We start from the raw sequence: 26,400 nt of genomic DNA, 5'->3' as shown, positions 1-26,400 counted from the left end.
ATGAACGACCTTGGGGTCATCGATCGCTTCATGGAGACCTTTGTCCGCTATATCGACAGCGGGTTCGGTCTGCTCTCGGGCGATGTCGCCTTCCTCACCACGACCCTGATCGGCATCGACATCACACTTGCCGGCCTGGCCTGGGCACTCGGCGGCGAACCCAACGTTCCCGGCCGGCTCATCCGCAAGGTACTCTATGTCGGCGTGTTCGCCTTCATCCTGAACAATTTCAAGAACCTTGCCGACATCATCTATCGGTCCTTTGCCGGTCTCGGCATCAACGCGTCCTCTGGCAATCTCTCCGCCGACAATCTTTTGCATCCGGGCCGCATTGCCGCGACCGGTTTCGAGGGTGCCTGGCCGCTGCTCGATCAGGCAAGCCAGCTCCTGGGCTTCCCAGAAATCTTCGGCAATGCGCTCACCATCTTCGTGCTGCTTGTGGCCTGGTTCCTGGTCATCATCGCCTTCTTTATTCTTTCCATCCAGCTGTTCATCACCATCCTCGAGTTCAAGCTCACCACTTTGGCGGGCTTCGTTCTGGTTCCATTCGCACTCTGGAACCGTTCGGCGTTTCTGGCCGAGCGCGTGCTCGGCAATGTGATCTCGTCGGGCATTAAGGTGATGGTGCTCGCCGTCATCGTGGGCATCGGCTCCACGCTCTTCGGCGAGTTCGCTTCCGCGCTGCAAGGCAAGGAGCCGGACCTGGCCGCCGCCATGTCACAAGTGCTTGGTGCGCTGTCGCTGCTTGGGCTCGGCATCTTCGGGCCAGGTATCGCTTCGGGTCTTGTCTCTGGCGCGCCGCAGCTTGGCGCTGGCGCCGCACTCGGAACCACTGCGGCTGCCGCCGGCGCATCACTCGTTGCCGGAGGCGCGACATTTGCCGGCGCGCGCATGGCAACCGGCGGCAGTCTCGCCGCAGTCCGTGCTGGCACCTCGATGGGATCGATTGCTTCCACGGCTTGGCAGCTGGGGCGCGCAACCTCGCTCGACTCTGGCCGGTCCGGTGTGGCTGCTGGACTGCAGGGTGTGACCAGTGCCGCCGGTGGCGCCGCGATGCGAGCTGCACGATCTGCCGCGGGAACGTTCGGGCGCAGCGCCGACGCCGGCCGCGAAGCCGCCTGGACCGCGACTGGCGGTACGCCGACCGCGTCAATGGCCGGAAGCCCAGCCGGTACAGCCACTGATGCCGCTCCCAATTGGGCAAGGCAATTGCGTTCCGAACAGACCGCCCGTGCCCATCGACACGCCGCAGTGCAGGCGGTCCGTGATGGCGACAGGCCGGGTGGCAGCGCCAATCCCTCTCTCAATGACAAGGACGACTAGATGCTCTTCAAGCGACCCGTTCAACGTTACGGCAAGACACCCGAACCGGTCACGCCGTATCAGAAAGCCGCCCAGCTCTGGGACGAGCGTATCGGCTCATCTCGGGTGCAGGCCCGCAATTGGCGGCTCATGGCCCTGGGCTGTCTGGTCTTGGCGACTGGACTTTCCTGCGGACTTGTATGGCAGTCGATGCAAAGCCGCGTCGTGCCTTACGTCGTCGAGGTCGACCGCTTCGGCGAGGCGCGCGCCGTTGCGCCAGCAGTCCGGGATTACGAACCCTCCGATGCCCAGATCGCCTGGCATCTCGGCCGCTTCATCCAGAATGTCCGTTCGGTCTCCACCGATCCGGTGCTGGTGCGGCAGAACTGGCTGGCAGCCTATGACTTTGCTACCGACCGCGCAGCACTCTTCCTCAACGAGTACGCCAAGGCGAACGATCCCTTCGGTCAGATCGGAACGCGCAGCGTGTCGGTGCAGGTGACCAGCGTGGTTCGGGCATCCAATAGCTCGTTCCAGGTCAAATGGACCGAGCAGGTTTTTGAACGCGGCAGCTTGGCCAGCACGACGCGCTGGACCGCGATCCTTACCATCGTGATCCGCCCACCAAGCAACACGGACCAGCTGCGCAACAATCCGCTCGGCGTCTTCATCAACGCCGTCGACTGGTCGCGTGAGCTCGACAGCGCCGCGCCGACATCCGTTTCCCCGAAGGAGCCAGCCAATGACAAATAGAGCCCCATCGTTCCGTGCCGCACTGATCCTGTCGGTCTCAGCAGCTGTCCTACCAGCCTGTGCATCGAAACCGGTGCTGCCGCCTGAGATTTCCTATGACGCTGCTGATTTCAGACCGGCGGCAATCGAGAAGGCGCCGGGGAAGCCGGTCAAGATAGTCGAGGTGCCAAAGCCGCTGCCGCTTCCTGGCCAGCTGCAACCCGAGCCGGGCAAGGTCGCCGAGGACAAGCGCTCCCCTGAAGAACGTGTCGCCGACGCCAACAAGGCGGCGACGCAGCAGCCCACCAGGTATGGCTATGTCAACGCGGTGCAGGTCTATCCCTTCGCCGATGGCGCGCTTTATCAGCTTTATGCGGCGCCGGAGCGCGTCAGCGATATCGCCCTGCAGTCAGGGGAGAAACTGACATCCGTGTCGGCCGGCGACACGGTGCGCTGGGTCATCGGCGATACCGTCAGCGGCACCGGTAACAACCAGCGCACCCATGTGCTGGTAAAACCCTTCGCGCCGGGGCTCAGCACCAATCTGGTCATCACAACGGACCGGCGGACCTACCATCTGCAACTTCAAAGCACCGAGAAGACCGCAATGGCGGCAATCTCCTGGACCTACAGCGAGGACCAGATCATCGCGCTGCGCCGAAGCAACGCTCAAGCCGAGGCTGGCACGCCGGTTGCGTCGAATGTGTCACTGGAGAACGTTCGCTTCCGCTATTCGATTACTGGCGACACGCCGGCTTGGAGACCGAAGCGCGCTTTCGACGATGGCAGCAAGGTTTATATCGAATTCCCGCGCCGGATTGATCAGGGCGAGGCACCGCCGCTCTTCGTCGTCGGTCCTGACGGGGATAGCCAACTCGTCAATTACCGCATGCGCGGCAACTATTACATCGTCGATCGCCTCTTCGCCGCTGCTGAACTGCGCCTCGGCACCAAACAGCAGCAGGTCGTGCGAATCACGAGGACTGATGGCCGGCAACCGCCGCGGCGGATAGCCTTCTTTCCGCGTCTTGGTAGGTGAGGGGGAGGCTCATGACTGATACTTCCCGCTCAAATGCTCCGCCGAAACTCGACCCCGAGCAACTGCAATTGCGGGCCTCGCCTCGGCGCGCAGTCCGGTTCAAACGCGGCGTGATCATTGCTATCACCGCGGTTGGATCCAGCGCCATATTCGGCGTTACCATGATGGCGCTCCAAGGACCGGCTTGGCGCATCAAAGACCAGGCGGAAGAACTCTACAATACCGAGCGTAAGCCAACTGCCGAAGGACTTGAAACGCTTCCCAAGGATTATTCCGGAATCAAGCCCAAGCCGCCGGCGCTTGGACCACCTCTGCCTGGCGACCTCGGCCGCCCTATCCTCGAACGCCAGCGCCAACTTGGCATCGCGCCGGGGCAGGAGGTTTCCGCCGAGGAGCAGCGGCTTGCTCAGCAGGCAATTGAGGCGCGTGAGTCGCAAGTCTTGTTCCGGATCGAGAACCGGCCCAGTGGGACGAATGTCGCCGACAACGCGCGGGGAGCCCGGCCACCATTTGAAGCACCGCTTGGGCAACCCGATGCGGTAGGTACGCGAGGTTCCGTTGCACCAGCCGAGGGTGACCAGAACAATCAGCAGCGTAAGCTCGATTTTATCAGCCAGCAGAGCACAAATGGGATCTACAATCCGCATGCGCTGCAGACGCCGGCTTCGCCCCATCAGCTGATGGCCGGCAGCGTGATTGCAGCAAGCCTGATCACCGGCATTAATTCTGATTTGCCCGGTCTGGTCGTCGCGCAGGTCACCGAGAGCGTGCACGACTCGGTCACCGGCAGCACCTTGCTGATCCCGCAAGGCTCACGGTTGATCGGTACCTATGACAGCGTCGTCGCCTTTGGCCAAAAACGTGCGCTGCTGGTCTGGCAGCGAATTGTGATGCCCGACGGCTCGTCGATCGAAATCGACAATCTGCCCGCCACAGACACCGCCGGTTATGCGGGGCTTGAGGACAAGGTGGATTTCCACACATGGCAGCTGATCAAGGGCGTTGCGCTAGCCACTCTACTGGGCGTCGGCACCGAGCTGAGTTTTGGGGAAAACGAAAGCGATCTTGTCAAGGCAATCCGGGAATCCACTCAGCAGAACGTCAGTCAGGCCGGCCAGCGCATCACCGAAAAGAACCTGAACATCCAACCCACCATCATCGTCCGTCCCGGTTGGCCGCTGCGCGTCATCGTACATAAGGATCTCGTGCTGCGGCCGTATTCGGGTTGAACAGGAGTAGTCATGGCCAACCTGAAACTCGGGAAGCTTCCGGACCGGACCCCTTCCAAGATCATCATCACTGTAAGCGCCGGCCTGGGCCAAGCACTGAACGACTATGCGACGCTTTACCGCCAGACCTATGGCGAGTCTGAAACGGTGGCCGAGCTCATCCCGTTCATGCTGGCGGAGTTCCTGGAAAGCGACCGCGCGTTTGCCAAGGCCAAAAAGGACGGCATGCCAACCTCAGACACGTCGGAGAAATCACGGCGCCAATCAACGCCTAGGTCCGATTGAGGAATATCGACAATACGCCACGCGCTTCCTGTGTGGTCACGACGTGAACGGTAACTTTGCGCTTGAAGACGGCCATTGTGCTTTACCATGCCACTCGCTGAAAGCGGCCAAAGCAGCGCACTGCCCTATGGTGGCAACGAACGGTTGCAGTCCATGTCGTTTTGTTATCGCTCAACGGTGCCGGAGGCCACCAATGCGGACAGCCCCTTTCCACGCTTGATTAATGCAACAATATATGCAATATTTGTCTTATGCGAGGAAGACCAAGGCGTATACGCGATCCAGCCCTTGTGGCAAAGCTGGCCATGGTGTTGGCTGGAGCAGGTTGGAGCATGTCCGAATGCGCTCGCGACATCGGAATCTCAAAGGCGACCTTAAGCAGGTCGATGTCAAACAAGGCATTCTCGGCGCCGGTTAAATTGCAAGTCGAGAACTTCTTGGCGCGGGATATTGTAGCCGGCGACGCTCGGAGACTGGGGGTTGGAGGGGTGCGACAAAATGGAAACTCAGTGGACGAATCGTTGCATATATTGCAAAAATTTATGCTAACGATTCCGGACGTCGAGGCCGCTATAAGTACCCTTTTGGCTGAGAGAAGGGCTGATCCATGACCAATGCGCGCCAGATCATTGCAATGATCCGCAGTCACGCCGCGCGCGACGACAGCCTCTTTCTGTCAATCGCTGAACACATCGCACTGGATGCGCAGAAGGCGGGCAAATCCAAAGTTGCCCAAGAGATCAGCACCATCGTCGACCGTATCCGTGCCGACCGCCAAAAACCATCATCTCCAATGCCGATCGTGGCCCCGAGGGGAGAACTTGCCGGCCTAGTGCGCGCGTCCTATCCGCAGGTGCGCCTCGCAGACATGGTTCTCGCATCGGATCTGCAGCGGCGAATGCGTCGACTCGTCAGGGAGCATCAGGAAGCGGAATCTCTGCGTGAGAAGGGGCTGGAACCGCGGCGCAAGTTTCTGCTCTCCGGGCCTCCAGGAACAGGCAAGTCCATGACCGCTGCGGCCATCGCCGGCGAGCTGGGCCTTCCGTTGTTCACGATCTTGCTCGATGGGGTGATCACCAAATACATGGGCGAGACAGCCGGAAAGCTCAGGCTGATATTCGACGCGATGAAGAACATGCGGGGCGTGTACCTTTTTGATGAGGTCGATGCTCTGGCCGCCAGCCGCGGCGCGGACAATGATATCGGCGAAGCGCGGCGGATGCTGACGTCTTTCCTGCAGTTCCTGGAGGAGGATGACTCCAGAAGCGTGATCATTGCAGCCACAAATCATCGCACGCTTCTCGATCCAGCGATATTTCGAAGGTTTCATGCCGCCTTCGTTTACGCGAAGCCTTCGGCCGAAGAGGCTCGCCGGGTGCTCGCCAATCAGCTGCCGATGTTCAAGCTCCAAACCATCGATTGGGAAAAAATCGAAGCGGCCTGTGGAGGTCTCAGTCAGGCTGATCTCGTGGCGGCGGCTGAGGATGCTGCCCGGGACGCAGTGCTAGACCATAATTCTGTGCTTACGACTGATGTCTTGTTCCGGTCACTGCAGGACAGAGCTACAATACACACCGCTGAGTGACCGATTCGGTCATTCCTTGGGGGATGTGTTTCAGCTCATATGGCAGACAGCAATTTATACAGGCATGTCCATTTACGCGGCTTAGGAGTCCGCTCGAAGAATTTCACAGCGCCTGGCGGGGGTGGGGCCAAACGTCGGGAAAGGGTTGCAGACCGGCGTCTGCATGCTGAAAACTTGCTGAGCCAAGTCTCCGATATGCGCTCTCTACTTGATGATTTCAATGAAGCGCAGAAGGCGAACAGAGTTCCAAGCAAGTTTCGCGGAATCCCGATCGCGATCGAGGGCCGCCCGGCGGAGCGGCTTGAAGTGTCCAAAAAGCAGAGGTCGACGACCCGAGGGCTCAAGCTCCTGAACGTGCGCCGGGCTCCGGGCAGCAATGAGGCCGACGAGGAGCGGAACTCCATCCAGTGCGACCGCGCCGTTTTCTTTGCGACCCGCTCTATGTTGAAGTCTCTGGAAGAGGCTCTTCACAAGTACGGGGAGTGGGAAGGCGGTGATGCCGGCATTCAGGACTATGATGACGACGATGACGGCAGCAGGAGTCGGCCTCGCAACTTCTGGCTTTTCGAATCCAGCGACACGATCCGTGAGGCGACGCTCCAGGACCTCTGGACTGATCCGCTTAACAGGTTTCCCCGTAGGCGCACGAAGCACGATTGGGAAGTTTGGCTGCGGCCCGACCTTGAACAATATTTTCTCAGGGCCCTCAACGACAGTTCGATAGAGACCGTTGGAAATGCCACAGTCTTCGTCGAATCCATCGTCAGGACCGTTCATGCAGCGGCGGAAGAACTGAATCAGGTCTTGCGCGCATCCGGCGCTATCGTGTCGCTGCGCAGCGCCTCGTCATTTGCATCGGATTTCTCCGAGATGCCGAAAGTGAGGCGCGCTTTGGCGTTGGACGCAATCGCCCAGCGCATCGTCGCGCCCCCGGCAGATGCACCACGTGTCACCGTTCTCGACACTGGCGTGAAACGCACCCATCCATTGTTGCGGCCCATGCTTCCAGGCAATCGCTGCTTCAGCGCCGACCCTACCTGGGACAACGCGGACCACAACGGTCACGGAACCCGAATGGCTGGGTTGGCGCAATATGGTGATATGGATGTGCTCGTGAGCGGTACGATGCCGATTATTGCGAGCACGGCGCTTGAATCGGTTGTCGTTAACGGACCAGACAGTGGGGTCAGGGTGCCTGCGCGCGATGCCGTCCGCCGGGCTGTCGATGTTGTCGAGGCAGATGCAGCAACGCGCGTTTTCTGTCTGGCCCAGACAGCGGCAGGAGAGTCCGAGAAAGGGGTGCCCACATCAACCTCGTCCGTGGTCGACGACCTCGCTTTTGGAGATGGAAACCGCACCCGGCTGTTTGTAGTCGCGGTGGGGAATGCGCCCCACCACGATGATGAGCCATATCAGAAGGCCGACTACGACAGACGCAACATCGCGTTCCCCGTTCAGTCCCCAGCTCAGTCATTGAATGCGCTGGCTGTCGGCGCTGTTTCGCTGAAGCGTCATGGCAGGGGGAGGCTGCTGGCGCCCGTTGGAGACCTTGCCCCGACGTCGAGGACCTCTGAGGGCTGGCCTTCCTTCAATGAGGCAGTCCGCTTCTGCAAGCCGGACATCGTGATGGAAGGCGGCAATTTTCTCATCGAGGACGGCGATGTCTTTTGCCGGCCATCCCACAATCACATGGTCCTCACCACAGGTATCAACACGCCGGCCGAGCCGTTTGCCTATTCCGGTGAGACGAGCACTGCGACCGCGCTCGCATCCCACCTCGCGGCCAAACTGCTCGCCCGCTATCCTGCAATGCGGATGGAGACAGTCCGCGCGCTGATGGCCAACGCTGCTGACTGGACGCCTGCCATGTTGGCCCACTATCGAAACGCGAGAAGGGAATTGGGCCGTTCCTCGGGAGCTTGCGCCCAGATCATTAGCCGCTTTGGCTGGGGCGTTCCGAACGAAGAGCGTCTTTTCGCGAGCGCAGGGAACGCTCTGACGCTAGTCGTGGAAGATAAGCTGCAGCCGTACGAGATGGCGGACGGGCATATCAGGCTGAAGGAAATGAAGTACTTCAAGCTGCCATGGCCCACGGAGATCTTGCGCAGTCTGAGAAACACTCAGGTCGAGATGCGGTGCACGCTTTCATATTTCGTCGAACCTGAGCCCCATGCAGCGTCGCGAGACCGGCTGGACAGATACCCATCCCATCGGCTGAAGTTCGAAGTTAAGCGTTTCGGTGAAAGTGACGCAAGCGCCAAGCGGCGAGTAAACTGGGCAGAGCCGCCTGACAATTTGCAGAATGCTACCGATGACGGCTGGCTGCTCGGCGATCGGCAGCGTGGATCGCTGATCCAGGACATCTGGCATGGCGAAGCGTATAAGCTTGCGGCTCGCGATGCCATTTCGGTATCGCCGGTGCACGGCTGGTGGGGCGAGATCACCAGCGCAGAGCGCTACGACAGGGAAGTGAACTTCTCGCTGGTGGTTTCTATACGAACGCCTGAAGAGAGTGGCGATCTGATGGCGGAGGTCAGAAACAAGATACCTGCCACTTTGCTGGTAGAGCCAATCAGGGCGGTCACTTGACAGCCTGGGCCACCCGGGCCATGACATCGCCGTAGCAAATATAGGCAAACGGTGTCGCAGATGCCCTGCGACCGGCCACGCGCGCGATTAGCATCGCGTTGCCCACGGTGTCGCCATCCATGAGGTTGGTGACGTAATCTCGGACGACCATCGATGCAGTCTCGTCCTGAACCTTCCAAATCGGAGCGAGCAGGCCGCCAAAGCGCCGCTCCGTCAGCTTGCTTGCCCAGTTGTCGACCAGTCCGAGCTTGACATCGCTTGAGCCCACGTCGCATGCGTTCAAGATGACAAACGTGGTATCACGTTTGCCCAAGGTGACCCCGCTATGGATGTCGTTTGTGGATACGTCGCCATCGGAGAGGCGGATGCGGGCTGGCTGGCCGTCCATTGCTGGATACCCGTGGCCTGCAAAATGGAGCAGCGTTACGTGATCCTCGGGCAACTTGGTTGTCCAAAATGATTTGAATTCGCCGCACGTGTTGCCGAATTTCTTGGCACCGTAGCTGCTGACTAGAAAAGCCTCCTCCTCTCGCGCTGCAGGAAGCGTTGCGCCGCTGCGGTACTCCGGCACGCAGGTGGCGATGATGCCGTGTCCAAAGGTATTCGGCATCCCGCGCTCGAAGTCTATGCACCACCTGCTGATCGGATGGCTCATGAAAAGATGATCGTGCTCGTCAGGATTGTCTCCCTCGTCCGGTCGCATCATCTCCCAGGGCACATATGGTTCATCGGTCACGATCTGGATCGGGAAGTTTGGTCCTATCTCTTCCCGCAAATCCCAATACACATCTTTGAACACGCTTGGCACGCTCTGCCAGATACGCTCTCCAATGCCGCGAAGCGCGCTCTCATGGCACTTTGGCGGCAGTGTGGGACATTCGACAAGCAGGGACTGCGCGAATTTCTGGCCGCCGTCCAGACCCAAGTCCACGATGCCGCTCGCCCCTTTCCCTCCAGCCTTTCGCGCCTTCGGTGCCGTACAATAGAAAATATATCTGTTAGGCTGGCTCGCACTTAGGATCGCCAGCAAGAGCTCGGGAGAGTCGGCTTTCCTGTCCACGTCAATCACGCCGTCAGGCGCTCTGTGCGGCACCCCCGAGGTAGACGCCCCGGGAGCAGAGACATTCACCAGCTCGAAGTCCCGCCTCGCTCTTCCGCTGTAGCGGCCGTTGTAGTGAAACACCGCATCGATCAGGACGGACTGGGAAGCGGTATCAGAGGAAACCCGGGCTTCAAAGCTCGCTGCAACCGAGTCTGCGTTGCGAATGATCTTGATGGTGCCGACATTCGCGCCAGCTTCAAACGTCAACTCTTGCGATACTATTTCGACTGCTAGATCCAGGTCGGACCAATCTGAGTCCAGGTCGCGGATGACGACGCTGTCGCCTATCGTCCATTGATGTTTCGAGCGCAGCAGGTTGACGCTGAATCGAAATACTTCACCGGGCTTGGGGACATCGAATGCGGTGATGGCTGGAAAGCGCTCGACCGAGTTGCTTAAATCCGTTGCCGGCGCGTCTGACGGCGGCCGTTGCGTGGCCTCGTGGCGATGTGTCGTCGCCGACTTGAAACGCGCGGTGACTTCGATAACGGTCCGCACTTCGCCGGCAAACTCGTAGCTTCCGAGAATGTTGAGAATCGACTCGCGTACATTCTCGCTTTCGACCTGCCCCCGCGCTGCAAGCCTCCCGTCTCTGAACCGGACTGAAAGTTGGTAGATGTCCCCCGCATAGCTGTAGATGCTTTCGGCTACCTTGCGCCAATTATCCCCAGGCTGAGGCTGTCCTCGCAGGAAACGCCGTTCCGTGACGATGCCTTGGTCGAACCTCCAAAGCCAAATGGTTCCTCTGTCTCCCATGGGCATTCAATCCACGACCATCAGGACGTCCCGCACTGGCCGCAGCCCTTGGCCGGTGACTTCGATCTGAAACGCTCCTGCGCCCAAGCGGACTTCGGCTCGATACTCCTCGTTTTCGCCTGTAGGGGTAAGGCGTGTCGTTACGATGTCCCCTGGGCGATCCATGTTTTTGATCGAGGCTTCGAGGTACTGAACATAGCGGAACGGGGTTGCTGCTATGACGATGGGGTCGGAGGCGAGCTGAACTTCGCCGACGGACAAATCAATGGGGTGCTCATCGGAGGCCCGGAACTTGGCATCGTTGATTGCTTGGGCCGTCAGTACGCCGTGCAAGTGATTGATGCACGCACTATCGCTTTGCAGAAGCGAATGCTGATTGGGAATATAGGTACAATATTTCTCGTCGAGATCGATCGGAGAAGCGGAAACTCGAGGGACCGTTCCGTCACCCATGTGTGTTCCGCTCGGGTGCGATTTCAAGATCTCCAGCTTGCCGCCTTTAAGCTTGGCAGACTCATTCGTCGATTGATCCGTCCCCACAATAGGCCGCACAATCGAGCCGATGGCTAAATAAGCTTCAATTCTAGCATTCGCTTTGACGGCTTCTGTGACCTGCTGATGGAATTCGGCCGCTTCGATTGCTCGTCCGCGGTCAATATTGGGCAAGTCGACATCCCTTATGCGAACAGGGTCAGTTAGGCCTGGAAGCGAAACAAATGGATAAATCGGCAGCAGTTGATATACGGAATCGAATGAGCGCAGTGCCTCCGTGCCGTCAAACGCAAGAGGCCCGGGCCCCATCGTGAAGCCGTTACAGAGAAAGGACACGGCATTTCCCGACCCGCGGAAGGGAGTACCTATGCTCACGAGGCACCGCGTCACTTTCCAGCCTTCCAGACACTCGATGAAGTAGCGAGCGACGAGGCCGCCCATCGAGTGGGCGATAAATACGATCCGAGCGTCCGCATTTCCGCTAGCGGTACGCCACTTTGACAGCCACCCGTGCGCCCGCTCGGCTAACTTGCGCGCGGACACACGATTGCTCCGTCGCCAGTCATACGGAAACTGGAAGAAATTCCTGCCATGCACCAGACCTTTCCGATCGAGGAGCCCGCCAGTGAGATCGGAATAGCCGCCCCATTTGCATAGATAAGGGATGAGCACCAAATCATCGACGAGAGCCCGGGCCGTCACTCCATCACCGAGGTCGTCGAGGGTCTCATCCTCTGGTGCATGAAGTTCAAGCTGCTGAAGTGCGTTGTCGAACTTCAAACGCCATCCCGCCGCGCCCGAGTAATTCCAGATATCTCTTCCGTCCTTCGATAGAACAGAACCGACGAGCCCCGGCAGCAAGATTACGATGTCGGGGTTCATCTGGAAATGCTCCATGATTCGGGACTTCGAGATTATTCATTGACGCTGAAAGTCGCTATCGATATGGCGATATGTCAAGAAAACAGCGCATTGTCATGCCAGCATACTGACAGAAATCGCACGAGGGGATAACGTCCCCTTTTTGGATCCCAGACTGGAGCCGTCCATACACGGCCCCAAACAGACTTTCATGTTCACGGATGTGCGTTTGCTCTGAGACTTTTTTGACTCAGCCCGCCGCGGGTATCAGCGCTCTCAATTTCGTCCAGATAATCTGCCCACCACTGCAACATCCTTACGCGCTCTTCCCAGTGCTCCGCGCGGGCATAAGCGCGGCGAACGTTGTTGTTTTCGATATGGGCCAGTTGGCGCTCTATGGCGTCGGGATGCCACTTGCCGCATTCGTTTAGTAGGGTTGATGCCGTTGCCCGAAAGCCGTGCGCCGTCGCCTCTCGTTTGCTGTAGCCAAGACGACGCAGGGCCGCATTGAGGGTATTGTCGGAAATCGGCCTGGAAGCCGATCGCACGCTTGGAAATAGCAGCGTCCCATTGCCGGAGATTTTTGTAAGATCGGTCAGAATAGTCACCGCCTGCCTGGAAAGAGGAACCCGGTGTGGTCGTCGCATTTTCATGCGCGCTTCCGGAATGATCCAAACCGAATTTTCAAAGTCGAACTCCACCCATTCTGAGGCGCGAAGCTCACCGGGACGAGGAAACAGCAGCGCCATCAGCTTCAGGGCGGCTCGCGTTGTAGGCTGTCCGTCGAATGTCTCGATTGCACGCAGCAAGCCGCCCAATGCCTTCGGATCGGTAACGGCGGCACGCGGTGTGACCGTTGGACTGATGAGTGCGCCCCTCAGGGCGAACGTTGGATCTGCCTCAGCGCGTGCAGTCGCGATTGCGTATCGAAACACACTGCCAATAGTGGAACGAAGTCGCCTGGCCGACTCGTACCGACCCCGAACCTCCACGCGACGAAGGGCAGTGAGAATTGTGGACGCATCGATCTCTCGAATGCTCTTGTCGCCGATTGTCGGATAGGCAAAGTCGAGCAGCCATTTGACCTTGCTGATCGTCCGGTCGGCACGTCCCTCCTTCTTCAGCTTGTCAACATATTCGTCCGCGATTGACCGAAAGGTGTCTTTTGGCGAACTGGCTTTGCGGAACCTGCGCTCCTGCGTTGGGTCGGCACCAGCCTTAAGAAGGCGCTTTGCCTCATCGCGCGCTTGGCGGGCATCTGCGAGAGAAATGACAGGATAGCTGCCCAAGGATAAAAGCTTCTGCTTGCCGTCGAACCGATACGCCAGGCGCCATAGCCGCGTGCCCGATGGCTGCACCCACAGCTGCAACCCACCGCCGTCGGAGAGTTTCTGGAGGTTGGACGCGGGCCGGGTGTTGCGGCATTTCACGTCGGATAGAGCCATTTGTGGGACCTCCTGTCTGGCGCTTCGATACCAACAGACTCTCAGATACCAACAAAAATACCAACAGCTCGCCTCGTTGGACCAAGTTTGCCGAGCTACGACGAAATTCGCCCAAGCACGTCTTTCATGCTGAAAATAGCAGTGAATTCAGGCGCTTATAGGGAGCAAAGCGTAGAGGCTTCGGCGAAAGAGTGCGCGGGGGGAGAGAGGATGGTGCCCAGAGGCGGATTCGAACCACCGACACGCGGATTTTCAGTCCGCTGCTCTACCAACTGAGCTATCTGGGCCTGTTCCGGCAAACGAAATCTCGTACACCGGATCTCATGAAGCGCCATGGGCGCCCCTTGAAAGCGCGTGGGTTATAGCACGGGAATCCGGCCTGTCCAGCGCCCAGGTGGCAATTTCAGACAGGAAAATAGACGCCGTGCAATGGCCCGGTTCCGATGCCGCAGCGACGGCCGGAACGGCGCGCGGCGCGGTCCTATTTCGGCCGGCGGCGTCCTTGTCCGCGTTGCCATCGCGGGGCGCAACGGCATGACCCGTCTTTTAGCCGACGATCGAGATGCGGCAACTCATGCGCGACACCAGGGCATGCCCCGCAGCCGCCGCGTTCTATCTGGCGCCGGACACGCCTCTGCGAAAATCGGAGGGCGACATGCCGGCCAGTTTGCGGAACGATTTGTTGAAGGCGCTGAGCGAGCCGAAGCCCGAATCCATGGCGACGCGCAGCACATTGGCGTCCTGGTGCATCAAGAGCGCCTGCGCGTAGCTCAGCCGCAGCAGGTTGACATATTCGTTGAGCGTCATGCCGGTCGACTTCTTGAACAGGCTCATGGCGTATTTGGGATGGATGTCGGCGGCCGCTGCGATGTTCACGCAATCGATGTCGTAGAGGAAGTTCTCGGCGATGAAATCGCACATGCGCCCTACATTGCGCGACGACTGCTGGTCGAAGGGACTGCCCGTTTCCTGGCCGATCGGGGTTGCGGATACGAGCCGGTAGGGCTCGAACCGCACCCGCTCCAGCCGCAGCAGCAATTCGTTGACGGCGTGTTCCGCCTTGGCCTGGTCGCCGGACCGGGCGTAGCGGTTCCAGCGCTCGAAATTATGGTTGTCGGATTGGTCGGTGGCACCGGTCACCAGCGTTGCACCCGTCATCAGCCGATGCCGGATATCCGTGGGCAGGTGCAGCCGGAAGAAATGCACCAGCGGCAGATGCGCTCCGGCATAGACGGCGTCGTCGGACAAATCGTCCATCTGGTGCGGCAGGCCGCCCCAGAACAGGCACATCTCGCCGGCTGACAGCGAAATCTCGTGGTCGTTCATGCGGTAGTGCACGCTGCCGCGCACAATGAAATTCACCTCGACCTGGGCGTGCCAATGCGGCTTGAGCATCACCAGAGGATTGGTGTGAAACATCTGCAGCAGCAGCGGCAGGCCTTCCACGCTGCTGGCGCCAGGCTGGTAAAACGGCCGTTCCGGCATCTTACTTTCCGCCAATTTCATATTCCCTTTGACGGCGACAGGCCCTGCCCACTGCATAGTCTAGCCACGCTCACAGTGAGAGAGCAAATGAAATGGGAGGATTTCAATGCGCATCACAATGACCTGCGCCGCGCTCGCGCTCGCCCTGGGCTCTGCCCCGGCCTTTGCGCAATCCGGCGAAATCACGATCTGGAGCTGGAATGTCGCGGCTTCATCGCTGAAGGCGACCGTTGCCGGCTTCAACAAGCAATTTCCCGACGTCAAGGTGACGGTCCAGGATCTCGGCAACCAGCCGACCTACGACAAGTCGATCGCCGGCTGCGCTGCCGGCGGCGTCGGCCTGCCTGATATCGTCACCATCGAGAACGGCGAGGCCGAGAATTACTGGAGCCAGTTCCCCGACTGCTTCGTCGACCTGCATACGCTGGGCTATACCGCCGACGACCAAAAGAAATTCCCCGACTTCAAGCGCACCGAGCTCGAAGTCGGCGACAAGGCCTATGCGATGCCGTGGGATTCGGGTCCGGTCGCCGCCTTCTACCGCCGCGACTTCTACGAAAAGGCCGGCGTCGATCCGGCATCGATCAAGACCTGGGACGATTTCATCGCCGCCGGCAAGAAGATCCAGGCCGCCAACCCTGGCGTCTCGATGACCAATGCCGATTTCAATGGCGACAGCGAATTCTTCCGCATGATCTCCAACGAACAGGGCTGCGCCTATTTTGCCGAGGACGGCCAGTCGATCACGGTCAACCAGCCCAAATGCATCGATGCCATGACCAAGGTCAAGGAGATGAAGGATGCCGGCATCGTCTCCTCCGCCGACTGGGGCACCAAGATCACCAATAACACCGCCGGCACCGTGGCCACCCAGATCTATGGCGGCTGGTATGAAGGCACCGTTCGCACCGAATCGGCCGGTGAAAACGGCAAATGGGGTGTCTACCTGATGCCGAGCCTCACCGCCGACGGCCCGCGCGCCGCCAATCTCGGCGGCTCCTCGCTGGCCATCACCTCGGCATCCAAGAACAAGGAGGCCGCCTACGCCTATATGAAATACACGCTCGGAACGAATGAAGGCCAGATCACCATGCTGAAGGATTTCGGCCTGGTGCCATCCCTGATCTCGGCGCTCAATGACCCCTATGTCTCGGAAGGCCTGCCCTACTGGGGTGGCCAGGCGGTGTGGAAGGACATCCTCGGCACCTTGCCCAAGGTTGTTCCGAGCCGCGGCACGCAATTCCAGAGCGACGCCGAAATCATTGTCCGCGCCGTGCAGACCAAATATCTGGCCGGCGGCTATCCGGACGCCAAGGCAGCGCTCGACGATGCCGCAAGCCAGATCGCAGCGGCGACCGGATTGCCCGTCAAATCTTGATATGGACGAGATGGTCCCGGGCGGCATTGATGCTGCCCGGGACCGAACGCGCCGCGCGTTTCGGCACGGGCGCGCCACCCCCTTGAACGCGGAAAGGAGGCACCAATGCGCTATCAGAATGCCACGGCGTATCGCTTCCTCGCGCCCTATCTGCTGATCTTTGCAATCTTCTGGGTGTGGCCGATCATCGATTCCTTCATGATCTCCTTCCAGGCGACGCGCACCGTGCCGTGGCGGTTCGCCCCCACCTTCAACTGGGGCCGATTGATCGGCGACCCCGCCTTCTTCAATGCACTGAAGAACACGCTGCTCATCCTTGTCATCCAGGTGCCGGTGATGATCACGCTGGCGATCGTTATGGCGGTGCTGTTGAATTCGCCGCTGCTCAAGGCGCGCGGCCTATATCGCTTCGCCTTCTTCGCCCCGGTCGTGGTCGGCGAAGTTGCCTACTCGGCGGTCTTCCGGCTGATGTTCAACCTCAATTTCGGCATCATCAACAAGCTCTTGAACAGCGTCGGCCTGCCCAGCGTCGACTGGTTCTCCAACGTCACGCCGGCGATGGCGCTGATCATGATCGCGGTCACCTGGCGCTGGGCCGGTTACAACGCCATCATCCTGCTCGCCGGCATGCAGTCCATCCCCGAAGATGTCTACGAGGCAGCGACGCTCGACCGTGTCAGCAAGCTCAAGCAATTCTTCTTCATCACTCTACCACTCTTGAAGCCCGTCATCGTGTTCTGCCTCGTGCTGTCGATCATCGGCACCATGCAGCTGTTCACCGAGCCCTTCCTGATCACCGAGCGCGGCGGACCGGGCGGCGGCACGGAGACGCTTGGCCTGTTGCTTTACCGACAGGGTTTTCGGTCGCTCAATTTCGGCTACGCGTCGGCCGTCGCCTACACCATGGCCGGGCTGGCGATCGCGATCACGCTGGTGCAGCTGTGGCTGACGAGGGAACCGAAATGAGTTCGCGATCTTCCGCCAGACTGGGGCGCAGCATCGCGCTGCATCTGTTCCTGACGCCGCTGGCGCTGATCTGGCTGTTTCCGCTGTGGATGATGGTGGTGTTCTCGACCATGCCGGACAACGGCATCTTCAGCCCCGGCATCGAGCTTTTGCCGCACGGCAACTTCATGGACAATTTCAACAATCTGCAGCGTGACACCGACTTCGTCGGCGCCATCGGCATTTCGGTCTCGGTGGCGGTGACCTACACGTTCCTGTCGGTGCTGCTGACGTCGATGGCCGGCTGGGCGCTGGCCCGCTACCGGTTCTTCGGCAAGGGCGTGGTCGTCGCCATCATCCTCGGCACCATCACGCTACCCTATGCGGTGGTGCTGATCCCGCAATTCATCATGGTGGCGCGCGATTTCAAGCTCGCCAACACCTGGGTGGCGCTGATCGTGCCGCCGCTGTTCAATTCGCTGGGCGTGCTGTTCATGCGGCAGAGCTTCTCGATGATGCCGGACGACCTTTTCGACGCGGCGCGCGTCGAGGGGGTGAAGGAATGGCGCATCTTCCTCTTCGTCGCGCTGCCCCTGGCGCGGCCGATGCTGGCGGCGCTTGCCATCATCCTGTTCCTAGCCTCCTGGAACAACTATTTGTGGCCGCTCCTGATCAACAGCCAGCCGGGTTCGATGACGGCGCCAGTGGCGCTCGGCACGCTGATCGGCCTTACCAAAGTGTCGTGGGGCGGCATCATGGCGGGCGCGGTGATGCTGACGGTGCCGATGCTTATCGTCTTCGTGCTCCTGCAGCGCCATTTCATCGCCGGCATCGCCGCCGGCGCGGTCAAGTAAGGATAGAGCGAGATGAGGTTGGATTGGATCATTCTGCCGGTGATGGTTTGGGCCAAGGTCGAGGGCTTTGTCGCAGGCCGTACTGGAAGTACGGCCAAGACGAAGGCCGATGGATTTGGCCCAAACCAGCCCGGCCCTTCGGGTTTCCCGTCGGCGGGCACCCGCGGCGTCGAGCCGCTTGAGCGATGGAACCCCATCGCTCTTCGCGCCTCTCCTACCGGGTTGCCTCGCCGATCGGGAAACAGAATGATCCAATCCAACCTCATCTCGCTCTAGCATGGCAACGGTCACGCTCAACAATGTCATCAAGCGTTTTGGCGTCTTCGAGGTCGTCCGTGGCGCCAACATCGACGTCAAGGACGGCGAGTTTGTCGTCTTCGTCGGCCCCTCCGGCTGCGGGAAGTCGACGCTGCTCAGGATGATCGCCGGGCTCGAGGACATCAGCGGCGGCGAGATCGCCATCGGCGGCAAGCTCGTCAACGATGTCGAGCCGGCCGACCGCGGCATCGCCATGGTCTTCCAGTCCTACGCGCTCTATCCGCACATGAGCGTCGAGCAGAACCTGAGCTTCGGATTGAGGATGACCGGCAATCCGAAGGCCGACACCGACCGACGCGTCAAGCGAGCCGCCCAGATCCTGCGCATAAACGAGCTGATGACGCGGCGTCCCAAGCAATTGTCGGGCGGCCAGCGCCAGCGCGTCGCCATCGGCCGCGCCATCGTACGCGAGCCGCAGGTGTTCCTCTTTGACGAGCCGCTGAGCAATCTCGACGCTGAGCTCAGAGTGCAGATGCGGGTCGAGATATCGCGCCTGCACAAGGAACTCGGCACCACCATGATCTATGTCACGCACGACCAGACCGAGGCGATGACACTCGCCGACAGGATCGTCGTGATGCGCGCCGGCCATATCGAGCAGATCGGCCGGCCGCTCGATCTTTATGACAATCCCGACAATCAGTTCGTGGCCGGTTTTGTCGGCTCGCCGAAGATGAACTTCATCAACGGCAGCATTGTCGGGCGTGATGCACATGGCGTCGTGGTCGAGCTGGCGGGTGAGGAGAAGACCCGTATCGCGCAGCCGCTGACGGGTGCTGCACCCGAAACAGGAAGCAAGGTCATCGTCGGTGTGCGTCCCGAACATTTCGGCAGCGCCGGAGAGGGCGACACCGACCTTGTGGTAAGCATCGACGTGGTCGAGCACCTGGGCGGCACAAGTTTTCTCTATGCCAGAACGGCGCATGGTGAAGACGTGGTGATCCAGCGCGACGCGGCAAAGGTTCCCGATACGTCCGAGATCACCGTTTCCATCCGCAAATCCTACCTGTTCGACGAAAAAGGGCTGCGGCTGCGCTGACCGGCCGCCCTTTCCAGCCTTCAAGGAGAATGACAATGACTTCAACCACGCCCATTCGCTGGGGCATCCTCGGCCCGGGCAGCATCGCCCAGGCCTTTGCCGGTGGCGCGGCCGCTTCGCGCACTGGCAAGCTGGTTGCCATCGGCGCGCGCAACCCCGCCAAGCCAGGCCTCGCCGAGAGTTTTCCCGGCGCCCGCATCCTCGATGGCTACGATGCGCTGCTCGCCGATCCCGACATCGACGCCATCTACATTTCGATACCGCATCCCGGCCATGCGCAATGGGCGATCAGGGCAGCGGAAGCGGGCAAACACGTGCTGTGCGAAAAGCCGCTTGCGCTGACCGCCTTCGAGGCCGACGCCATGATCCACGCTGCGCGCAAGGCCGGCACCTTTCTCGGCGAAGCCTTCATGTACCGGTTGCACCCGCAGACGCTGAAGCTGGTGGAGCTGATCAGGTCGGGCGTCATCGGCGACATCAGGATGATCAAGTCGAGTTTCGGCTTTGCCATGCCGGGCTTCATGCCGGAGCACCGGCTCTATGCCAACGATCTTGCCGGCGGCGGCATTCTGGATGTCGGCGGCTATCCGGTCTCGATGGCGCGGCTGATTGCCGGGGCGGCGGCAGGCCTCCCCTTCGCCGAGCCGGATAAGGTGGTTGGTGCTGCCCATCTCGGCCAGTCCGGCGTCGACGAATGGGCCTCGGCGCTGCTGCATTTCCCGGGCGGCATCATTGCCGAAGTCTCCTGCAGCATCTCGCTTAACCAGGACAATGTGCTCAGAATCTTCGGCACCAGGGGCCGCATCGAGGTGCCCGACTTCTGGTTCGCCGGCGGCAACCGCGATGTCGGCCTGGGCCGGATCGACGTGATTGGACCCGATGGCGCGCGCGAGACCATCAGCGTCAACGAAAAGCGCCATGTCTATTCCTTCGAGGTCGACGCCGCCGGCGAGGCCATTCTCGCCGGGCGGCAGGAATTCGCCTGGCCGGGCATGGGCTGGGCCGACAGTCTCGGCACCTTGCGCGTCCTCGACAGATGGCGGGCGGCGGCGGGCCTGGAATACGGGATCGAGAAGGCCCCGCAGCGCACCAGCACCATCTCCGGCCGGCCTTTGCGCTCCGGCGGAACGGCGATCGGCAAGCGCATCATTCCGGGCCTGTCGAAACCGGCGTCGGTGGTGGCGCTCGGCTTCGAGGATTTCCGTACCTTTTCCTCGGGATCGATCCTGCTCGATGCCTTTTTCGAGGCCGGCGGCAATCTCTTCGACACCGGCTATGTCTACGGCGGCGGTTATACCGAGGCGCTGCTTGGCGAGTGGTTGAAAAATCGTGGCGTGCGCGCGCAATCGGTGATCATCGCCAAGGGCGCGCATTCGCCGCTCTGCTATCCCGATGTGATCGGCAGGCAGCTTGCCCAGTCGCTCGACCGGCTGCAGACCGACCATGTCGATGTCTACTTCATGCACCGCGACAATCCGGATGTGCCGGTCGGTGAATTCGTCGATGCGATGGATCGAGAGGTCAAGGCTGGCCGCATCCGCGGCCCGTTCGGCGGCTCGAACTGGACGATGGAGCGCATGGACGAGGCTATCGCCTATGCCGAACGCACCGGCAAACAGAAGCCCGGCGCATTGTCCAACAACTTTTCGCTGGCCGAAATGCTGGAGCCGATCTGGGCCGGCTGCGTGACCTCCTCGACCGACGAATGGAAGGCCTGGCTGGCCGCTCGGCAGATGCCGAATTTCGCATGGTCGAGCCAGGGGCGCGGCTTCTTCACTGATCGCGCCGGGCGCGACAGGCACGACAATGAGGAACTGGTGCGGGTCTGGTACTCGGAGCGGAATTTCGGCCGCCGCGACCGGGCGATCGAGCTCGCCGCGCGGCTGGGCAAGAGCCCGATCCATATTGCGCTTGCCTATGTGCTCAATCAGCCCTTCCCATCCATTCCGCTGATCGGGCCACGCACGCTGGGCGAACTGGACGACAGCCTGCGCGCCCTCGACATCACGCTTTCACCGGCCGATCTCGAGTGGCTGGATGGCGGCATCCTGCACGCCGCCTAAGGCATGTCGCCCAAAAGTGCACAGCGGTTTTTGGGATAACGACATGCGTGAAACGAGGACCCAAAGGCAGCGTCAGGTCTCGTCCGAGACCTTGACGCCGCGTCTGGCCGGTGTTCTCATGCTGGCATACATGCCGGTGGTGCGGAATTGGCTGGGCGTGATGCCGTAGCAGCGGCGGAAGACCTTCGAAAAATAATTCGCGTCCTCGAAGCCGCACAGGATGGCGACTTCCTTCACCGGCAGGAAATCCGCCTTGGTCAAAAGCTTCGCCGCGCGTTGCAGGCGCTGCTGCAGCACGAACTCGGCGGGCGGCAGGCCTTCGCTCTCGGCGAAACAGCGCGAGAAATGGGCCCGGCTGAGGCCGCTGATCTGGACCAGGTCCGCCACCGGCAGCGGCCTGTCGAGATTGGCACTGATGTGGTCGATGACCGGCTGCATGGCGCTCTGTTTTTCAGCAAAGGCATGTGAGCCGAAGACATCGTCATAGAGCGCCATCGCGGCTTCGTAGGCGACGGCGGAAGCAGCACCCGGCGAAGCGGCCCCCTTGATGAGGCGCAGGCTGCAATCGGCTAGATGGTCGATCGTAGCCGGCTGCAGCCGAAACACCGGACCCGATGTGCCGAGTATGGATTTGTGGATGCGCAGCGCCTCCTCGCCGTTCATCGAAATCCAGAAATATTCCCAACGCTCGTCCTTGGCCAGCCAGTAGCGGTGGTTGTGCGGCACCAGCACCAGCAATGTGTCGTTCTTCTGCAGGCGGTAGTTGCGGTTCTCATAGCGCAGCCGGCCGGTCCCGCTGATCGTGTGCTGGAGCACGGTGAACGGTGTCTGGCCGCGCCTGCGCCCATCCCAGTCGTAGATCTCGTCCTCGCGCACTTCATAGCCCGTGCTCGTCGGCATGGCGTGCAGGCGCTGGCGGCCGCGTGGCAGCGAGATCGTCCGCATGGACTGTCCGTTGGCTATCAAATCATGCAGCACAAAATTACCCCTGAAAGCATAATCCTTCTCTGGTCGCGCTCGCGAATAAGCGCATACTCCCCCTCGAAAAGCGAGAGAGATCCGCAGTCGAGGAGCGGACAGGGAGGTCGGCAGGCTGGATTCCGGTCTGTCCTGTGCGCATGTCATGGCATGTGGCTGAACCTTTCCTTGTCGTTCCTTGCCTGCCATTCGAATGAAATGAGGTCCGGCTGATGAGTTTCAAAATCGCTATCATCGGTGCCGGCAGCGTCGGATTCACCAAGAAGCTGTTCACCGATATTCTGTGCGTGCCCGAATTCACCGACATCGAATTCGCGCTGACCGACGTCAGCGCGCACAATCTTCAGATGATCAAGGCGATCCTCGACAGGATCGTCGAGGCCAACGGATTGCCGACCAGGGTGACGGCGACCACCGACCGCCGCAAGGCGCTCGAAGGCGCGCGCTACGTCATCAGCTGCGTGCGGGTCGGAGGCCTCGAAGCCTATGCCGACGATATCAGAATTCCCCTGAAATACGGCATCGACCAATGCGTCGGCGACACGATCTGCGCCGGCGGCATTCTCTATGGCCAGCGCAACATTCCGGTGATCCTGGATTTCTGCAAGGACATACGCGAGGTCGCCGAGCCGAACGCCCAATTCCTGAACTACGCCAACCCGATGGCGATGAACACCTGGGCAGCGATCGAGTATGGCAAGGTCGACACCGTCGGGCTCTGCCACGGCGTCCAGCACGGCGCCGAGCAGATCGCCGAGGTACTGGGCGCGAAGTCCAGGCAGGAGCTCGACTATGTCTGCTCCGGCATCAACCACCAGACCTGGTTCATCGATCTGCGGCTCAACGGCCGCAGAATAGGCAAGGACGAGCTGGTCGCCGCCTTCGAGGCGCATCCGGTCTATTCCAGGCAGGAAAAGCTGCGCATCGATGTCTTGAAGCGCTTCGGCGTCTATTCGACCGAAAGCAACGGCCATCTTTCAGAATATCTGCCCTGGTACCGCAAACGGCCCGACGAGATCACGCGCTGGATCGACATGTCCGACTGGATCCATGGCGAGACGGGCGGCTATCTCCGCTACTCGACCGAAACCCGCAACTGGTTCGAAACGGAATATCCGCAGTTCCTCGAAGCGGCGTCACAGCCGATCGATCCCGGGAAACGCTCCAACGAGCATGCCAGCCACATATTGGAGGCGCTGGAGACCAACCGCGTCTATCGCGGCCACTTCAACGTCAAGAACAACGGGGTGATCACCAACCTGCCGCAGGACGCCATCATCGAGTCGCCCGGTTTCGTCGACCGCTTCGGCATCAACATGGCCGCCGACATCACCTTGCCGGAAGCCTGTGCCGCCACCTGCATTTCCTCGATCAATGTCCAGCGCATGTCGGTCCATGCCGCGATATCGGGCGACATCGATCTGCTCAAGCTCGCCGTGCTGCATGACCCGCTGGTCGGCGCGGTTTCAACCCCGGAGGAGGTCTGGCAGATGGTCGACGAAATGGTCGTCGCCCAGGCAGCCTGGCTGCCGCAATATGCCCACGCGGTTCCAGCCGCCAAGGAGCGGCTGTCGACATCTGGGGTGAAGACCCGCGAGTGGGCGGGAGCGGCGCGGCGCAGTGTGCGCTCGATCGAGGAATTGCGCGCCGAAAAGGCCGCGCTGAAACAAGCCGGCTGAAACCTCATGCGGTGATGGTGGATCTACGGGAGGCAGATCCACTGCGACGAAGCCGTTTGAATTCGAGGAGAAGCGGAGCAGGTGAAAAACGCTCCGGAACAAACAAGAGGGAGAGAGATAGTGAGGAATTTACGCAATATCGGCCTTGCTGCCGGACTGGCGCTGAGCGTCTCGGTCTCGGCACTCAATGCATACGCTTCCGAGCCGACGGTTCCACCTGCGCCGACACCGTTCCCAGCCGAAGGCAAGATCAAATATGTGGCGCGCGACTCCATTCTGGAGTTCAAGGCGCTCCCCGAATATCACGAGCCCGACTGGGTCACCGAGAAATACGTCAAGACCGGCAAGCTGCCGCCAGTGAAAGACAGGCTGCCGAAAGAGCCGCTGGTCTTCAAGACGGGCAACATGCAGGACGGCATCGGCGTCTATGGCGATACGATGCGCCATGTCATCGGCGGCCGGCCGGAAGGCTGGAACTACGGCGCCGGCCAGACCCAAGGGTGGGGCGGCATCGATATCGGTCTTTCCGAGTGCCTGACGCGCACCGCGCCGCTGTTCCAGGTCGAGGCGAAGGACACCGAACCGCTGCCGAACCTGGCCCGGAGCTGGGACTGGTCGAGCGATGGTCACAAGTTGACCATGCACCTTGTCGAAGGCGCCAAATGGTCGGATGGCGTGCCCTTCAACGCCGACGATGTCATGTTCTACTGGGACGACGAGGTCGTTGATCCCAACGTCTCGCCGCTGAACGGCGCGACGCCGGAAACCTTCGGTGTCGGCACGACGCTGAAGAAGATCGACGACTACACCGTCGAATGGACCTTCAAAGAAGCCTTCCCGAAGCAGTATCTGTATGCGATGGCCTACGGCACCTTCTGTCCCGGCCCCGCGCACATCCTGAAGCCGCAGCATCCGAAATATTCAAAGAACACTTACGACCAGTTCAAGAATGCCTTCCCGCCGGAATTCATGAACATGCCGGTCATGGGCGCCTGGGTGCCGGTCGAATACCGGGCGGACGACATCATCGTCATGCGCCGCAATCCCTATTACTGGAAGGTCGACGAGAAGGGCAACCAGCTGCCCTACCTCAACGAACTGCAGTACAAGCTGTCGACCTGGGCCGACCGCGACGTCCAGGCGGTCGCCGGCTCGGCCGACTTCTCCAATCTGGAGCAGCCGGAAAACTTCGTCGCCTCGCTGAAGCGTGCGGCGGAGGCGAATGCGCCCGCACGCCTGGCCTTCGGCCCGCGGCTCATCGGCTACAATCTACGCATGAACTTTTCCGCCAATGGCTGGGGCAATCCGGACGAACGCAGCCAGGCGGTTCGCGAGCTGAACCGCAACGAGGACTTCCGCAAGGCCGTCACCATGGCGTTCGACCGCAAGGCGCTCGGCGACTCGCTGGTCAAGGGTCCGTTCACCGCCATCTATCCCGGCGGCCTGTCGTCAGGCACCAGCTTCTATGACCGCGATTCGACCGTCTACTACCCCTTCGACCTCGAGGGCGCCAAGGCCGAGCTCGCCAAGGCCGGCCTCAAGGACACCGACGGCGACGGTTTCGTGAACTTCCCGGCCGGTACCGCCGGCGGCAAGAATGTCGAGATCGTGATGCTGGTCAACAACGACTACACAACCGACAAGAGCCTTGCCGAAGGTGTTGTCGGCCAGATGGAAAAGCTCGGGCTTCGGGTCGTGCTCAACGGCCTCAACGGCACCCAGCGCGATGCCTCCCAATATTCCGGCCGCTTCGATTGGCTGGTCCGACGCAACGACCAGGAGCTGACGTCGGTGGTGCAGAACACCGAGCAACTTGCCCCGGTTGGTCCGCGCACCAGCTGGAACCATCGCGCGCCGGAAAACGGCGAGGTCGATCTGATGCCTTTCGAAAAGGACCTCGTGGACATCGTCAACAAGTTCGTCTCGACGCAGGACAATGACCAGCGCGCCAGCCTGATGAAGCAGTTCCAGAAGATCTCGACGGAACACGTCTACAATGTCGGCCTGACGGAATATCCCGGCGCGCTGATCGTCAACAAGCGCTTCTCGAACATTCCGCAGGGAACGCCGATCTTCATGTTCAACTGGGCCGAGGATTCGATCATCCGTGAACGGGTCTTTGTCGCGGCCGACAAGCAGGCGAAATACGAATTGTTCCCGGAAGAACTTCCCGGCAAACCCGGAGACAAGGGCCCGATGGATTAGGTTGATGAATTAGGTTTACCTCCCTGACCAAGAGAACTC

19 protein-coding genes and 1 tRNA gene are annotated in these 26,400 nt (G+C 60.6%); 14 read left to right on the top strand and 6 right to left on the bottom strand.

Going from position 1 to position 26,400, the window contains the following annotated elements; genetic code table 11:
* From trbL to ACFFNA_RS32320, 7 genes are all read left to right on the top strand, one after another.
* Nucleotides 1-1,323 carry a P-type conjugative transfer protein TrbL gene (gene trbL, locus ACFFNA_RS32350; protein WP_378923815.1) on the top strand — a complete coding sequence of 441 codons (1,323 nt, stop codon included), beginning with the start codon at nucleotides 1-3 and terminating at the stop codon, nucleotides 1,321-1,323.
* Nucleotides 1,324-2,055, top strand: a complete 732-nt coding sequence (gene trbF / locus ACFFNA_RS32345) for a conjugal transfer protein TrbF (protein WP_378923814.1) — start codon at nucleotides 1,324-1,326, stop codon at nucleotides 2,053-2,055.
* The gene (gene trbG, locus ACFFNA_RS32340; RefSeq protein WP_378923813.1) at nucleotides 2,045-3,073 is read left to right on the top strand and encodes a P-type conjugative transfer protein TrbG; all 1,029 of its coding nucleotides are present in this window, start codon (nucleotides 2,045-2,047) and stop codon (nucleotides 3,071-3,073) included. The genes trbF and trbG overlap by 11 nt, the downstream gene beginning before the upstream one ends.
* A gap of 11 nt (nucleotides 3,074-3,084) precedes the next feature.
* On the top strand, nucleotides 3,085-4,302 hold the full coding sequence (locus ACFFNA_RS32335; RefSeq protein ID WP_378923812.1) for a TraB/TrbI/VirB10 family type IV secretion system protein: 1,218 nt from the start codon (nucleotides 3,085-3,087) through the stop codon (nucleotides 4,300-4,302).
* A gap of 12 nt (nucleotides 4,303-4,314) precedes the next feature.
* Nucleotides 4,315-4,587, top strand: coding sequence for a DUF2274 domain-containing protein (locus ACFFNA_RS32330; protein ID WP_378923811.1), 273 nt, complete (start codon nucleotides 4,315-4,317; stop codon nucleotides 4,585-4,587).
* A gap of 607 nt (nucleotides 4,588-5,194) precedes the next feature.
* Complete coding sequence (locus tag ACFFNA_RS32325) at nucleotides 5,195-6,172, top strand: AAA family ATPase (RefSeq protein WP_378923810.1); 978 nt, start codon at nucleotides 5,195-5,197, stop codon at nucleotides 6,170-6,172.
* Between the two features lie 39 nt (nucleotides 6,173-6,211).
* Nucleotides 6,212-8,761 (top strand): S8 family peptidase, encoded by a 2,550-nt coding sequence (locus ACFFNA_RS32320; protein WP_378923809.1) that lies wholly within the window; start codon nucleotides 6,212-6,214, stop codon nucleotides 8,759-8,761.
* Here the strand turns inward: ACFFNA_RS32320 and ACFFNA_RS32315 are convergent.
* From ACFFNA_RS32315 to ACFFNA_RS32295, 5 genes are all read right to left on the bottom strand, one after another.
* Nucleotides 8,754-10,619 carry a CHAT domain-containing protein gene (locus ACFFNA_RS32315; RefSeq protein WP_378923808.1) on the bottom strand — a complete coding sequence of 622 codons (1,866 nt, stop codon included), beginning with the start codon at nucleotides 10,617-10,619 and terminating at the stop codon, nucleotides 8,754-8,756. The genes ACFFNA_RS32320 and ACFFNA_RS32315 overlap by 8 nt on opposite strands.
* 6 nt (nucleotides 10,620-10,625) lie before the next feature.
* On the bottom strand, nucleotides 10,626-11,993 hold the full coding sequence (locus ACFFNA_RS32310; protein WP_378923807.1) for an alpha/beta hydrolase: 1,368 nt from the start codon (nucleotides 11,991-11,993) through the stop codon (nucleotides 10,626-10,628).
* 194 nt (nucleotides 11,994-12,187) lie between these two features.
* Entirely contained in the window at nucleotides 12,188-13,417 is a 1,230-nt protein-coding gene (locus ACFFNA_RS32305) for a tyrosine-type recombinase/integrase (protein WP_378923806.1), read from the bottom strand.
* Between the two features lie 211 nt (nucleotides 13,418-13,628).
* A tRNA-Phe gene (locus tag ACFFNA_RS32300) sits at nucleotides 13,629-13,704 on the bottom strand.
* A 325-nt stretch (nucleotides 13,705-14,029) separates the two neighbouring features.
* Complete coding sequence (locus ACFFNA_RS32295; protein ID WP_208647137.1) at nucleotides 14,030-14,923, bottom strand: helix-turn-helix domain-containing protein; 894 nt, start codon at nucleotides 14,921-14,923, stop codon at nucleotides 14,030-14,032.
* An 85-nt stretch (nucleotides 14,924-15,008) separates the two neighbouring features.
* Here ACFFNA_RS32295 and ACFFNA_RS32290 point away from each other — a divergent pair, with 85 nt between their 5' ends.
* The 5 genes from ACFFNA_RS32290 (at nucleotide 15,009) to ACFFNA_RS32270 (ending at nucleotide 21,499) form a co-directional block, all read left to right on the top strand.
* Nucleotides 15,009-16,280, top strand: coding sequence for an extracellular solute-binding protein (locus tag ACFFNA_RS32290; protein WP_378923805.1), 1,272 nt, complete (start codon nucleotides 15,009-15,011; stop codon nucleotides 16,278-16,280).
* Between the two features lie 105 nt (nucleotides 16,281-16,385).
* Nucleotides 16,386-17,246 carry a carbohydrate ABC transporter permease gene (locus ACFFNA_RS32285; protein ID WP_378923804.1) on the top strand — a complete coding sequence of 287 codons (861 nt, stop codon included), beginning with the start codon at nucleotides 16,386-16,388 and terminating at the stop codon, nucleotides 17,244-17,246.
* Nucleotides 17,243-18,079 (top strand): carbohydrate ABC transporter permease, encoded by an 837-nt coding sequence (locus ACFFNA_RS32280; protein WP_111546824.1) that lies wholly within the window; start codon nucleotides 17,243-17,245, stop codon nucleotides 18,077-18,079. The genes ACFFNA_RS32285 and ACFFNA_RS32280 overlap by 4 nt, the downstream gene beginning before the upstream one ends.
* 277 nt (nucleotides 18,080-18,356) lie before the next feature.
* Nucleotides 18,357-19,436 (top strand): ABC transporter ATP-binding protein, encoded by a 1,080-nt coding sequence (locus tag ACFFNA_RS32275; protein ID WP_378923803.1) that lies wholly within the window; start codon nucleotides 18,357-18,359, stop codon nucleotides 19,434-19,436.
* A 35-nt stretch (nucleotides 19,437-19,471) separates the two neighbouring features.
* A complete protein-coding gene (locus tag ACFFNA_RS32270) occupies nucleotides 19,472-21,499 on the top strand; it encodes an aldo/keto reductase (protein ID WP_378923802.1) in 2,028 nt (675 codons plus the stop codon).
* Between the two features lie 72 nt (nucleotides 21,500-21,571).
* Here the strand turns inward: ACFFNA_RS32270 and ACFFNA_RS32265 are convergent, their stop codons facing one another.
* A complete protein-coding gene (locus ACFFNA_RS32265) occupies nucleotides 21,572-22,624 on the bottom strand; it encodes an AraC family transcriptional regulator (protein ID WP_378923801.1) in 1,053 nt (350 codons plus the stop codon).
* A 65-nt stretch (nucleotides 22,625-22,689) separates the two neighbouring features.
* Between ACFFNA_RS32265 and ACFFNA_RS32260 the strand changes: the two genes are divergently transcribed.
* Together ACFFNA_RS32260 and ACFFNA_RS32255 are read left to right on the top strand one after the other, a co-directional pair.
* Nucleotides 22,690-24,156 (top strand): alpha-glucosidase/alpha-galactosidase, encoded by a 1,467-nt coding sequence (locus ACFFNA_RS32260; RefSeq protein ID WP_378923800.1) that lies wholly within the window; start codon nucleotides 22,690-22,692, stop codon nucleotides 24,154-24,156.
* 120 nt (nucleotides 24,157-24,276) lie between these two features.
* Nucleotides 24,277-26,361 (top strand): ABC transporter substrate-binding protein, encoded by a 2,085-nt coding sequence (locus tag ACFFNA_RS32255; protein ID WP_111546783.1) that lies wholly within the window; start codon nucleotides 24,277-24,279, stop codon nucleotides 26,359-26,361.
* Nucleotides 26,362-26,400: the final 39 nt, after the last annotated feature.

The organism is Mesorhizobium kowhaii (assembly GCF_042431665.1).
Classification (GTDB): Bacteria; Pseudomonadota; Alphaproteobacteria; order Rhizobiales; family Rhizobiaceae; genus Mesorhizobium; species Mesorhizobium kowhaii.
The sequence above is the reverse complement of the archived record's forward strand: the minus strand, read 5'-3'. Positions and strand labels throughout refer to the sequence as shown.